The sequence below is a fragment of the Methylobacterium sp. Leaf100 genome, from assembly GCF_001422845.1.
Lineage (GTDB): Bacteria > Pseudomonadota > Alphaproteobacteria > Rhizobiales > Beijerinckiaceae > Methylobacterium.
Genome location: NZ_LMMW01000003.1, coordinates 164,541 through 177,326, shown reverse-complemented (window position 1 = coordinate 177,326; position 12,786 = coordinate 164,541). Strand labels below are relative to the sequence as shown.

The 12,786-nt window shown below is 68.1% G+C and carries 12 protein-coding genes; 7 read left to right on the top strand and 5 right to left on the bottom strand.

All coding sequences use genetic code 11. From position 1 onward, the window contains the following. Positions 1-399 precede the first annotated feature (399 nt). Positions 400-1,719 (bottom strand): outer membrane protein transport protein, encoded by a 1,320-nt coding sequence (locus ASF25_RS04405; RefSeq protein WP_056303502.1) that lies wholly within the window; start codon positions 1,717-1,719, stop codon positions 400-402. A gap of 378 nt (positions 1,720-2,097) precedes the next feature. Here ASF25_RS04405 and ASF25_RS04400 point away from each other — a divergent pair, with 378 nt between their 5' ends. Together ASF25_RS04400 and bioB are read left to right on the top strand one after the other, a co-directional pair. Beyond that, a complete protein-coding gene (locus tag ASF25_RS04400) occupies positions 2,098-2,982 on the top strand; it encodes a fumarylacetoacetate hydrolase family protein (RefSeq protein WP_056303499.1) in 885 nt (294 codons plus the stop codon). Positions 2,983-3,040: 58 nt separating this feature from the next. After that, complete coding sequence (bioB, locus tag ASF25_RS04395; RefSeq protein WP_056303497.1) at positions 3,041-4,063, top strand: biotin synthase BioB; 1,023 nt, start codon at positions 3,041-3,043, stop codon at positions 4,061-4,063. Positions 4,064-4,094: 31 nt separating this feature from the next. On the opposite strand, the gene ASF25_RS04390 is transcribed toward bioB, so the two are convergent. The 4 genes from ASF25_RS04390 to ASF25_RS04375 all read right to left on the bottom strand — a co-directional run bounded on the left by ASF25_RS04390 (position 4,095) and on the right by ASF25_RS04375 (position 8,267). After that, a complete protein-coding gene (locus ASF25_RS04390) occupies positions 4,095-5,543 on the bottom strand; it encodes a HAMP domain-containing sensor histidine kinase (RefSeq protein ID WP_082502483.1) in 1,449 nt (482 codons plus the stop codon). A 347-nt stretch (positions 5,544-5,890) separates the two neighbouring features. After that, positions 5,891-6,724 carry a VTT domain-containing protein gene (locus tag ASF25_RS04385; protein WP_056303496.1) on the bottom strand — a complete coding sequence of 278 codons (834 nt, stop codon included), beginning with the start codon at positions 6,722-6,724 and terminating at the stop codon, positions 5,891-5,893. A gap of 172 nt (positions 6,725-6,896) precedes the next feature. Continuing rightward, entirely contained in the window at positions 6,897-7,298 is a 402-nt protein-coding gene (locus tag ASF25_RS04380; RefSeq protein WP_056174784.1) for a hypothetical protein, read from the bottom strand. A gap of 105 nt (positions 7,299-7,403) precedes the next feature. Next, positions 7,404-8,267: a hypothetical protein gene (locus ASF25_RS04375; protein WP_244472896.1), complete on the bottom strand. Its 864-nt coding sequence runs from the start codon at positions 8,265-8,267 to the stop codon at positions 7,404-7,406. A gap of 265 nt (positions 8,268-8,532) precedes the next feature. On the opposite strand from ASF25_RS04375, the gene ASF25_RS04370 reads away from it, so the two are divergent. The 5 genes from ASF25_RS04370 to ASF25_RS22550 all read left to right on the top strand — a co-directional run bounded on the left by ASF25_RS04370 (position 8,533) and on the right by ASF25_RS22550 (position 12,736). After that, positions 8,533-9,543, top strand: a complete 1,011-nt coding sequence (locus ASF25_RS04370; protein WP_056303494.1) for an LLM class flavin-dependent oxidoreductase — start codon at positions 8,533-8,535, stop codon at positions 9,541-9,543. A 246-nt stretch (positions 9,544-9,789) separates the two neighbouring features. Continuing rightward, a complete protein-coding gene (locus ASF25_RS04365; RefSeq protein ID WP_056303492.1) occupies positions 9,790-10,821 on the top strand; it encodes an aspartate-semialdehyde dehydrogenase in 1,032 nt (343 codons plus the stop codon). Between the two features lie 241 nt (positions 10,822-11,062). Then, positions 11,063-11,557 (top strand): hypothetical protein, encoded by a 495-nt coding sequence (locus tag ASF25_RS04360; RefSeq protein WP_056303490.1) that lies wholly within the window; start codon positions 11,063-11,065, stop codon positions 11,555-11,557. 19 nt (positions 11,558-11,576) lie between these two features. Further along, complete coding sequence (locus ASF25_RS22555) at positions 11,577-11,846, top strand: hypothetical protein (protein WP_156368859.1); 270 nt, start codon at positions 11,577-11,579, stop codon at positions 11,844-11,846. A gap of 197 nt (positions 11,847-12,043) precedes the next feature. After that, positions 12,044-12,736, top strand: coding sequence for a hypothetical protein (locus ASF25_RS22550; RefSeq protein ID WP_156368858.1), 693 nt, complete (start codon positions 12,044-12,046; stop codon positions 12,734-12,736). Positions 12,737-12,786 lie beyond the last annotated feature (50 nt).

The following is a 12,786-nucleotide window of genomic DNA, read 5'->3' as shown; positions in this document are numbered from 1 at the left end:
GTCAGCCTCAACACGGCCTCCCCGTCCAGGGCACCTTGCGTCGCGTGTGCCGCCCGGGGCGATGGCGAACCGGGCCATCGACGCAGGCGCCGTCTCCTCCCCCGAGCCCCCCGACCCGGTCCGCCGGGGGGCCTCCCGCGTGGGAGGCGAGTGACCGGACTGAACCACGAAATAGGAATATTGTCAAGAAATTTCGGTGTCGGGCGCCGGCGACGCACCGAAGAATCCTTCTCCCCCTGTGCGGGAGAAGGTGGCCCGCGCAGCGGGTCGGGCCGGTACGAATTTTCGCATGAGGGGTGCGCCCCATCCGGAGAGGTCGCCCCTCTCCTGCCTGCTCCCGCAAAAGGGAAAGGGTTGGCCCAGGTGCTCCGCGCGACGGTCGGGGATGGGACGCGGCGCTCAATACTTCCGGATGATCGGTGCGGCGGCCGGCACCGCCACGTCCCCGAACACGTAGCGGAAACCGACGGAGACGAGGTCGGCGCTGCCCTCGGCCACGCCCGCGAAGGCGATGTTCTGGACGTTGTAGTCGCGGCCCGCGCCCGACAGGATGCGGCCCTTGTCCAGGAAGAGGTGCGAGTAGGCGACGTTCAGGGTCAGCTTCTCGCTCCAACGGTAGCTCGCGCCCACCGAGACGTTGACGCGGTCGTTGTCGGGCAGGCGCACGGAGCGGTTCGAGACGTCGATGGGCGATTCCTCGTAAGCCACGCCGGCCCGCACGGTGAGAGCGGGCGACCAGTCGTACTCGCCGCCGATGGAGTAGGTGAACCCGTCCTTGTAGTTCAGGGGCAGGAAGCTCACGGGCACGCCGCGGGTCTTCGAGACGATGCCGACGGTGCCCAGCCGGCTCCAGTTGTCCCACTCGAAGCCGAGGCTGACGCGCGCCACGGGCGACACCGCCTGGGTGAGGCCGACGCTGAGCTTTTCCGGCGTGTTGAGGTTGGCCCGGACCTGACCGCCCAGGGGCGCGAGGGCCAGCAGCGGCACGCCGATGGAGCCCTCGATGTCGTGATGGACCGAGGAGCGGTAGCCGACGCCGAAGATCGTGCCGTCCCGCGGCGTGATGAGCGCGCCCGCCGTGAAGCCGACGCCCCACGAATCGCCCTTGAGGAACGAACTCGGCAGGACGGCCGGGTTGATCGGCAGCGGCACCGCCTGACGCAGGGTGAGGCGGAAATACTCGATGTTCGGACCGGCCGCGACGGACAGCCACTCGTTCACCTTGAAGCCGATCACCGGATTGAAGGCGAGGGTGAAGATCCGGTTGGAGCGGCCGTAGAGTTCGCCGGCCCAGACGTTGCGCGGCTTGGTCACGAGGCCGAACGGGGCGCCCGTCTGGATGCCGATCCAGAGCCGGTCGTTGAGCTGGTACGAGGTCGCGCCCGAGGGCACGATCGCGCCCTGGCCGATGTCGTTGCTGCCGCCGAGCGGCAGGAAGCCCGGATTGGTGCCGGTCTGCGGGGTGATGTGCCCGGACAGGCCGATGAAGGTGAGGTTCTGCTCGGTCACCCAGCCCGGACGCATGGTCACGGCCGCCGGGTTCCAGAACATGGACGAGACGCCGCCTGAGCCGGATGCGGCGCCGGCGAAGGCCTGGCCCTGGGCCAGGGTGCTCTGCTCGCGGATGCCGAAGGCGCCGGCGGACGCATCCGCGATCCCGCCGAGGAGCATCGCCGACGAGACGCCCGTGAGGGCGATGGAACGCAACGTGATTGCCATGGATGTCTTCCCCGCCCTGGAATGATGCTCGAAGCCGGCATCTTGAGGGGCAGAGTGGCGGACTGTTCGCGACTTCGCAAATCGGAGAGTTGCTTGAATTGAGTAGTATATTTTCTTGACTGAACTGTCGAATGATTGTCGTTCTCGTGCGCTTCACGTATCGCCCCGACGACGGATAATTTTAGTTCAGATGTGAACCGTCTCGTGATCGTTCCCCGATTCGACGCAAAAGTGATCGGGGCTCGGTTTCCGTCGACGGGTGTCGCATTCCTGTAACAGCGGGCCGTGGGGTTTCGGTCTGGCCGCGTCTGCGTCACCCTAGCGGCGGCGCCCTCGGTGAGCGATGGCGTCTCTGGGTTCATGCGGGGGAGTTGCGCGATGAAGCTGATGCGGCACGGTGCGAGCGGGGACGAGAAGCCGGGGATGGTGGACGCGGCGGGCGGTCTCCGCGACCTGTCCGGGCACGTGCGCGATCTCGGCGGTCTGGCTCTCTCGCGGGAAGGGCTCGACCGCCTGCGCATGATCGACCCCGAGAGCCTGCCCCTGCTGCCGCCCGACACGCGCCTCGGCCCCTGCGTCGCCGGCACCGGAAACTTCATCGCCATCGGCCTCAACTACGCCGACCATGCCGCCGAGATCGGCGCCAGCATCCCGGCCGAGCCCATCGTCTTCAACAAGGCGCCGTCCTGTATCGTCGGTCCGAACGACCGGGTGATCCTGCCGAAGGGGTCGGCCAAGACGGACTGGGAGGTGGAACTCGCCATCGTGGTCGGCGCGCGCGCCTCCTACGTCCACGCCAACGAGGCGCTGTCCTACGTGGCGGGCGTCTGCGTCTGCAACGACCTGTCGGAGCGCGAATACCAGCTCGAGCGCGGCGGAACCTGGACCAAGGGCAAGGGCTGCCCGACCTTCGGACCGTTGGGTCCCTGGCTCGTCACCCTGGACGAGATCCCGCGCCTCGACGCCCTCGGCCTGTGGCTCGACGTCAACGGCGAGCGGATGCAGACCGGCTCGACGGCAACGATGATCTTCGGCGTCGCCCAGATCGTCGCCTACCTGTCGCACTTCATGATGCTGATGCCCGGCGACGTCATCACCACGGGCACGCCCCCCGGCGTCGGCATGGGCGCCAAGCCGCCGCGCTTCCTCAAGAGCGGCGATGTGGTGACGCTGGGCATCGACGGCCTCGGCACCCAGCGCCAGGAGGTGGTGGCCTTCGACGACTGGACCGCCAAGGTCGCGGCGGGCGAGCCGACCCACTGAGGGCGCGGGAATTCGGCGGCCGGCTTGATTTTCCGGCCGGGATTCGTCTTCTGGAGCCATGATCGAGACGATGACCGCGCTTGCCGCACCCCGCCCCGCCCTGGCGACCTCCGCCATCCGGCACGATTGGACCGTGGCCGAGATCCAGGCGATCCACGACCTGCCGCTCCTCGACCTCGTCTATCGGGCGGCGGAGGTTCACCGCGCCCACAACGACCCGGCCGACATTCAGCGGGCGGCGCTCCTGTCGATCAAGACCGGCGGCTGCCCCGAGGATTGCGCCTACTGCCCGCAATCGGCCCACCACAAGGAGGCCGGCGTCCCGCGCGAGCGGCTGATGCCCGTGGACGCCGTGCTGAAGGAGGCCGCCGCCGCCAAGGCCTCCGGCGCACACCGCTTCTGCATGGGCGCGGCCTGGCGCCAGCCCAAGGACGGGCCGGAGTTCGACGCGGTCCTCGCCATGGTGCGCGGCGTGCGCAATCTCGGCATGGAGGCCTGCGTGACGCTGGGCATGCTCAACCCCTCGCAGGCGACGCGTCTGGCCGAGGCCGGGCTGACCTCCTACAACCACAACCTCGACACCGGGCCGGATTTCTACGGCGATATCATCTCCACGCGGACCTACGCGGACCGTCTGAACACCCTTCAGAACGTGCGCGACGCCGGCATCGGCCTGTGCTGCGGGGGCATCGTCGGCATGGGCGAGGCCGTGACGGACCGCGCCGCCATGCTGCAGGTGCTGGCCAACCACGCACCGCACCCGGAGAGCGTGCCGATCAACGCCCTGGTGGCGGTCGCGGGCACGCCCCTGGAGGAGCGCCCGCCCGTCGATCCCCTCGACCTCGTGCGCATGTGCGCCACGGCCCGCATCGTGATGCCGCGCGCCCGCGTGCGCCTCAGCGCCGGACGCAAGGACCTCACCCGCGAGGCGCAGATCCTGTGCTTCCTCGCCGGGGCCAACTCGATCTTCTACGGCGAGCGCCTGCTGACCACGGCCAACAACGAGACCGATGCCGACGCCGAACTGCTGCGCGACATCGGCATCACCGTCCCGGGTCTCACCCTGGCGGCGGCCGAGTAGGCCTGCCGGGGCGTCGGCGCAGGGCCTTAAGTCAGGCCCGCTTCTCCGCCGGAAGGGTGATCCGGAACCGGACGCCGGTCTCGCTCTGATCGAGGGTGATCGTGCCGCCGTTGAGGCCGATGAGCTCCGCCGCGATGGCGAGGCCGAGGCCGGTACCGCCGGGCCGGGTCGACCCTTTGAACGGGGCGAACAGATGCGCGCGCGCGCGTGCCGGCAGGCCCGGACCGTTGTCGCTGACGAGGATCATAACGGTGTCGCCGGTCCGGCTCGCCTCGAGGATGATCCGGGGAGCATCGTTCGATTTCTCGTCCGCCATGGCCTGGACCGCATTGCGCACGAGGTTGGCGAGCGCCCGCGACAGCTGTTCGGGGTCGGCATGCACGGTGAGGTCCGCTGTGCACCGCTCCTGGATGACTACGGGCGAGTCCGGCGCGCACCCGGACAGATCGGCCTGATCCGCGAGGAGCGGCGCGAGCGGAACCGTGCGTTGCTGGGGATGGCGTTCCGTCGCCCGCCCGTAGGCCAGGGTCTCCTCGCAGAACCGGATCGCGCGGCCGAGGGTGGCGACCAGGCGCGGGGCGACGCGCTGCACCACCGGATCGGTGACCCCTTCGAGGCGATCGCCGAGCAGTTGCGCGGTGGTGAGAAGGTTGCGCATCTCGTGGTTGATCTTGCTGACGGAGAGGCCGAGATCGGCCAGGTGCCGCTTGGCCCGCAGCTCGCCGGCCAGGGCCGTCTCCATTCGCGCCAAGGCCGTCTCGGCGTCGCCGAGCTCGTCGTTGCGCCCCGACGGAACGATGACCCGGGCGGTCTCCTCCGGATCGTCGGCGAAGGCGGTGATGTTCGAGACGAGCAGCCGCACCGGCCGTACGATGACCCGCTGCAGCACGAAGAAGACGAGGCCGGCGACGACCGCCGCGATGATCAGCGAGGTGCCGAGCAACTGCAGGCAGAACGCCACCATGGCGCGCCGCAGGGGGGCCTCGTCGAGGATGACCTCCACCGGATCGAAGCCCTCCTGGGGCTTGCCGACGACCCGGATCGGCGTTGATGCCGGCAGGAACAGGGTCGACCACGTGCCCGCGATGGAGTGCCCCCAACTGTTGGCCCCGAGATCGACGACGCGGGATACGGAGTCCGGCAGGGGCTCACGGGCGATGACCTTGCGGGCGTCGCTGCCGGACACGATCACCGCCTGGGCGCCGACGCCGCGCAACAAGCGTTCGGTGAGGTCGTTCGAGACGCCGGAACGGGGCGAGACATCGACCACGAGGGCGGCCACCCGGGCCGCCGCGATCCGGTCCGACAACCACATCACCCGGTAGTTCGCCACCGTCGGAACGTAGATCAGGACCTCGCACAGGCCGACGAGGGCGACGGTCAGCAGGAACACCCGGCCGGAGAGGCCGATCCTCCGGCGGATCCACCAGGAATGGACCGGTTCCGCGTCCGCCGCCGGGGCGGTGACGGGCGTGCCCATGGAGAGAGTCTCGGGTTCGGAGCGAGACCTGGTCAAGACTTTCAACCTCGGCAATAGGAATTTCGTGTGAAAAGCTCTCAATCGTGATCGTTGTTCCGGATCGAAGTCTCGATCCATCGAACATCACGTATCATGCCCAGCAAGGTCCATCGGAACAGCGACGCGAAATTCGATGCTCGGATCGCCGTTCTGAATAAAATATACGAGGCGACAGTCCAGGTTTTGGCGGGATGTCTCCCAGCCGGTATGCTTTTCCCGCATCATGACAGGAATGTGGTTGGCTTGGACGCCGTTTCTAGTACGATTCTACATGAACGAAAACCGGGCTGCGCTTTCGGCCGTGCGCGTCAGATGCCGGAACCGATATCCGCGTCGTCGCCTCGATCCCGTCCCGGTCGTCGGGCCAGGCGGCGGCGCAGCACGACGGACAGGAGTGCGAAGGCCGCCAGGGCACCGAGGCCGGCGAGCATTTTCGGAGTGATCAGGCTGCGCAGGGTCAGGGTCTGCCCGCAATCCGCGCCGTCCGCCAGGATGCAGGCGGCCTTCGCGGTCTCGTGCGCCGCCACCACTTCCTCGATGGCGGCACCCGTGGTGGCGTAGACCAGGGCACCGGGGCTGAGGCCGACGATCGTGGCGAGCAGGAAGGTGCGCAGGGGAACGCCGAACGCGGCCGGCGCGAGGTTGGTCAGCCAGAACGGGAAGATGGGCAGGAGCCGCAGGAAGGCGACGTAGCCGAAGGCGTCGCGGCGGAACCCTTCGGCGAGGCCGGCCAGGCGTGGACCCGCCCGCCGTTGCAGCAGTTCCGAGGCGGGCCCGCGGCCGATGGAGAAGACGATGGCCGCGCCCGTGCTCGCCGAGGCCACGGCGATGAGCGCGCCCGGCACGATGCCGAACAGGAAGCCGCACAGGACCGTGAGAAACAGGCTCGCGGGGACGGAAACGACCACCGCAGTCACGTAGGCGAGGGCCGCCACCGCCATGGCGCCGATCGGATTCCCTGCCACCGCCGTGGTCAGCCAGGCGCGGGAGGCCAGGAGCGTGTCGAGGTCGAGGAGGTGTGCGACCCCCGAGACGAGGATCGCCAGCGATACGGTGACCAGCGACGCGATCGGCAGCCAGCGCAGGGCTCGGCGCCAGCCAGACCCTCGGGGCACGTCGCGAGCCGTCTCCTCTGTGATCATGTGCGGCGCGTCCGACCCGGCGGGCGACGGTGCGGCCGGAGATTCGCCGTTGTAATCGCGACGCGACGGGAATTCGACATGTCTTCGAGGCGAACGAAAGCTCTTCGAGGCGAACGAAAGCGGCGCCGTCCCGGGGGACGACGCCGCTCGATTCACGTCGCGATCGGATCGCTCAGTAGCGACCGGCCAGGGGCGAGGTCGGATCGAGGATCGGGTCGAGCGGTGAGAAGTCGATGTTGCGGATCGCGCTCGACCGGGCTCCGATGAAGGGACCGTTGGTGATCGGATCGGCCAGGATGCCGGTGCCGAAACGATCGTTGCGGCCGTAGGGCGGGGAGTTCAGGTAGCTCGCCGTGATGAGCTGCGGGTTGGTGGCCGGGTTGCTGACCGAACCGTTGTTGGCTTCGACGACGTTGCCGGCATCGAGCCAGCTGCGCGGACGAATGCGGATCGGAAGCGGCTGGCTCACGCGCACGCCGGCGGGAGCGTAGCGGCCCTGGGCCTCGGCGGCGGTGTTGAGTCCGACGCCGGAGAGGGTCAGGGCGCCCATCAGGGCAATCGTGGCAGCGCGCATGATGCACCTTGTTCAGATGAGAGGAGGATGTGTAGGCCGAACTGATTAAGAAACTCGGCCGTCCTTATGGGGATACGACGTGCGAGCCCAGGGCTGGTTCCACAATTATGGCCGCGCTTGCGTGTTCCGCCGCACTTGAGCCTCATTTTTTCGTTTGCCCACCACCGCCAGGGAGCCGGTTCGGGTGTCGGGGGCCGGGCGGCAGGCCGGATCGCGCGGACCATCGAAGCCGGGAACGCCTGGCGCCAGGGGCACCAGGGCGTCGAGGGCACAGGCCACGGCGCGGGGCTCCGGTGCCTGCCCGAGGGGAGCGCAGAGCCAGCCTTCGAAGCGGAGCGCCGCGCCGGCCGATCCGGCAAAACCGGTGCAGACCCGGTCAAGGGGGCCGCTGAAGGTCGCCTCCAGGGTCTCGATCAGGCCGAACTTGGTCGCGAGGCGTCCACGCTCGCCCGTGCGGATCACCGACAGGCCCGGCCCGTCCGCCGCGCGCCGCACCAGGGTGACGAACAGGCCGGGGGTGGGGTCCCCCTGCCCCGTGTCGCCGACGGTCAGGCGCAGATAGGGCGCCTCGATGTTCGGGAAAGCGCCCTGGTTCAGGGTCTCCTCGCGACGCCCGCTGGCGGGATCGATGCGGGTTCCCTCGGCACGGGCCGGCTCCAGGGCATCGGGATCGTCGAGGCGGAAACGCGGCGCTGCCATGGCGGTGGGTACGGCCGGCCGGACGGCGACGCCCACGCTCGGCACGAACGGCTTCGGCGCCTCGGACATGACCGTCGGGGCATCGCCCGCCAGCGCCCCGGGCGGCGGGCCGGTCCTGCCGTTCTCGCGGGCGAGCAGGCTGAGCGCTGCGATGGCGGCCGCCGCGCAGGCGAGGCGCGCGGAGATCCGCAGGGCCGTCGAGGGATGCCGCTGGCCGCCGGTCGAACCGGGTCTCTCCGCCGTGTCGTCGCTCGTGGTGATCCGCCGCAACCGCACCCCTCCGCCGGACGAGCGGCCCCCCTGGACGACCCGTGGCGTCGACCCTCGCGGATCACCCGGTACGATCCGGTTTCCCACGCGGGGATCGGCGGCGGATTTCTCGGTCTCGGTGAATCGCACCTTAAAGGTCGGGGGCGCCGACCCATGCGGCGGCCGCATGGGAGCCCCGGCTTGTCTCCGCGCTTCCCCGTCGCGATCTCTCGAACGGGGGACGTTCAGGTCCGAGCTCGGGCGCGATCAGGGATACCGACACGCTATGATTCCGCTCTCCGTCCTCGACCTCGCCCCGGTGCCCGAGGGCTCGACCCCCGGGGATGCCCTGCGCAACGCCCTCGCGCTCGCCCGACACGCGGAGGATCTCGGCTACCGGCGCTACTGGGTGGCCGAGCACCACAACATGATCGGCATCGCCAGCGCGGCCACGGCGGTGGTGGTCGGCTATCTCGCGGGCGGCACGCAGCGCATCCGCGTCGGTGCCGGCGGCATCATGCTGCCGAACCACGCGCCTCTGGTGGTCGCCGAGCAGTTCGGCACCCTCGAGGCGCTGTATCCCGGCCGGATCGACCTCGGCCTCGGCCGCGCGCCCGGCACCGATCCGCGCACGTCGCGGGCCCTGCGCCGCATGCCGGAGGCAGCCGACACCTTTCCGCAGGACGTGCGTGAACTCCAGGCGCTGTTCGGCGATCTCCAGCCGGGTCAGGCGGTGCAGGCCGTGCCGGGCACGGGGCTGAAGGTGCCCCTGTGGATCCTGGGGTCGAGCCTGTTCGGGGCGCAACTCGCCGCCGCCTTCGGGTTGCCCTACGCCTTCGCGTCGCATTTCGCCCCGGACGCCCTGCTGCCGGCCCTGGCGACGTATCGCGCCGACTTCACCCCCTCCCCGCAGTGCCCGAAGCCCCACGCCATGATCGGTGTGAACGTGGTGGCGGCCGACACCGATGCCGAGGCGCGCCGTCTGTTCACCTCGGCCCAGCAGCAGTTCACGCACCTGTTGCGCGGCACGCGCGGCCTGCTGCAGCCCCCCATCGACAGCATCGAGACCTACTGGTCGCCGGCGGAGAAGGCCCAGGCCTCGCGGATGCTCGCCCGCGCCCTCGTCGGGTCGCCCGAGACCGTCGCGCGGGGCCTCGTCGATCTGGTGGCCGAGACCGGAGCGGACGAGCTCATGGTCGCGAGCGCGATCCACGATCCGGCGGCCCGCCGGCGCTCCTACGCGATCCTGGCCGAGATCCGCGACGGTCTCGCGCAGCGGCCGGCGCGGGTGGCGTAGGCGCCCTTCCCCAGGGCTCCGAACCCTTGACAGGTTCGGGAGCAAGGCGTCTTGCTCCCGCCCTTGACGAATCATGCCGCGCTGCGGTGTGACCTCCGCGGCCGGCAGGCGACCGCACCACCCGAAGGGGCGGCGCGGCGCACGGCGGGGAGGGTCTGGACACGGCGTCCGATCCCGAATGGTGCTGCCGCGCTCGTGCCGGGCGCCGGCCCCGGGCCGGGCGCTTCGAGCGGATTGGTGAGGATCATGGGTTACAAGGTCGCCGTCGTCGGTGCCACGGGCAATGTGGGCCGCGAGATGCTGGATATCCTGTCCGAGCGGGCGTTTCCCGCCGACGAGGTGGTGGCCATCGCCTCGCGCCGCTCCATGGGGCAGGAGGTCTCATTCGGCGACAAGATCCTGAAGGTGCAGGCGCTCGATTCCTACGATTTCTCCGACACGGACATCTGCCTGATGTCGGCGGGCGGCGAGACCTCCAAGGAATGGTCGCCGCGCATCGGCCAGACCGGCTGCGTCGTCATCGATAACTCGTCGGCGTTCCGCTACCATCAGGACGTGCCGCTCATCGTGCCCGAGGTGAACCCGGACGCGATCCTGGGCTTCTCCAAGCTCAACATCATCGCCAACCCGAACTGCTCCACGGCCCAGCTCGTCGTCGCCCTGAAGCCCCTGCACGATGTGGCGAAGATCACCCGCGTGGTGGTCTCGACCTACCAGTCGGTCTCCGGCGCCGGCAAGGACGCCATGGACGAGCTGTTCCAGCAGACCCGCTCGGTCTTCACCGCCGGTCAGATGGTGCAGGAGAAGTTCCCCAAGCGCATCGCCTTCAACGTCATCCCTCAGATCGACGTCTTCATGGAAGACGGCTTCACGAAGGAAGAGTGGAAGATGATGGCCGAGACGAAGAAGATGCTCGACCCGAAGATCAAGCTCACGGCCACCTGCGTGCGGGTGCCGGTGTTCATCGGCCATGCCGAGGCGGTCAACGTCGAGTTCGAGAGCCCGATGTCCGCCGACGAGGCCCGGGCGATCCTGCGCTCGGCCCCCGGCATCCTCGTGGTCGATAAGCGCGAGCCGGGCGGCTACATGACCCCGCACGAGGCGGCGGGCGAGGACGCCACCTACATCTCGCGCATCCGCGAGGACGCCACCGTGGAGAACGGTCTCGCGTTCTGGTGCGTGTCGGACAACCTGCGCAAGGGTGCCGCCCTCAACACCGTGCAGATCGCTGAGATGCTGGTGAACCGCAAGCTGCTGCCGCGCCATCAGGCCATCTGAGTCCCCTCCTCCGGTCCCTCGCGGACCGGGTTCTTTGCAGTGTTACCATCACGCCGTCCCGTTTCCGGGGCGGCGTTTTTCGTTCGGGCACTCGCCAGCGGACGCGCGGGCAGAGCCGATTTATCTTGAATAATTTCCTATTTTGTGCATCTTACGGTAGAACATTTCATGGACAAAGGTGTTCGCCATGCCAGCGCGCGCCCGAGCCACCTATCCTCGGACGACCCATGATCTCGAAGCGATGCGGCTTCGCCTCGCCCTTCTGACCACGCAGACGAAGCTGCTCCGCGTCCGCCACCTGATGCGGAAGTACGACCCAAATCAGCCCCGCGTTCCGGCGGGCCAGGGCGGCGGCGGGCAGTGGAGCCCGTCCGGAGGCGGGGGCGGTGCACCGACGCAGACGCAGCAGCGGACGTTGCTGGAGGGCGGTGGCGAAGTCCTGTCGATCCGGGTCCGCTCCGGACGTGGCGACTGGGACGAGCAGCACCGGGTCATCACGCCCGACGGCGAGAGCCGCCTGTTCGAGACCGAGGGCGACGTCCAGACCATCCGCGACGGACAGACCGGCGAGGTGCTCTCGCGCGCGACGTTCGCGGGATCGGGGACCCCGCCCGAAGCGACGATTCGGCCGGTCTTCCTGCCGGTCGTGCCGTTCGTCGTCGCACCCGGCGGCGACTTTGGAAGCGTCGGCGTTCCTGTTCGCCTACCTCGCCGCGCGGGGGCCGAGTTTCGGTAAGGCCCCCGGAACTACGGTCATGAGCTACCATTTCGAACCGTATGCGGGAAAGAACTACCCGCTCGCTTGGGTCGGCAGGGTCGACCAGGCGACCCTCGACCAAGAGTGCCCTCTCAATCGCGCGGTGCAGGCGACGACGGACGAAGCGGCCAAGCGGTTAAAGGCTCTGAACCCGCTTCTGGATAATACCAGACTTGGGAGTATGATCCATCTTGATGCTGGACGAACAATCCTTGCTCGAATTTATCCTAACGTGAAGGTCGAATTTTCTTTGAATGATGATGGATAAGAGCTGAAATAAGGCAGATTGGATACAATACGGCTGGATATTTATGAACTAACTCGAAAAAATATGGTTTGTATCTACGATATTAAAACAGGGAATACATATCTGGAGCCCAAGCGGGCATTGCGTCTGGTGAGAGCTGCCAAGCTTAACTATCCTGAGTCCCGAGGTATCATCATGAACCAGATCAAGCCGCAGCCATGACGACGAAGCGTCAGATCAAGAGCCTGGTGCAGCCACTTCTGGAAAGGAACCCGGACCTCGTCCTCGTGGGACACCAGACACTCTGGCTTCGCCCGGTGGGATCGGTTGGGCGACTCGTTTTGATCGACCGAACCAGCGATCCGGATTGGTGTGTCGTCAGGTGGCATCTGTCCGAGTTCTTTATGCCCAGTACTTGGTCGTGGGAGGGACTCGGCCGCTGCAGTGACCGGATATGGCGATCGGCTGGTTTCGCGGGAGGGCAAGGTTGGTTCTGGTCTGATCCGACGATGTACGCTGACTTTGTCACGCGGGTCGAAGCCGATGCGATCGCGACGCTTCGACCCCTGGATACGACACGCAAGTGCCTGAACTTCGCTCGTACGCGCCCTGCCACGATTGGGCATCTCCATCCGTATTGGCATCTCATCACCGCCATTGCCCTTGGCGAACTCGACGCAGCGCGGGCAATGTGGGCGAAGACCGACGGCTACTATCGCCCGGACCGCATCCTGGACGAAGCGCGCCGCCAACCGATGTATGACCGCCTCTGCGAGGTCGGCGTTCCCTTGATGGCCGACGATCGGGCGGGGTTGGCCGCGCTCCTGCACCGGTGGGAGGCGGAGAACATCGTCGGCAGCCCCCTCGAACCCTATTGGGTCGCTGAGCGGTTCCCCCTGGAGGATGGCTGAGGCCATGGGCCTACGAAAAAGCCGGCGGCGTTGCGAGGACACCGCCGGCT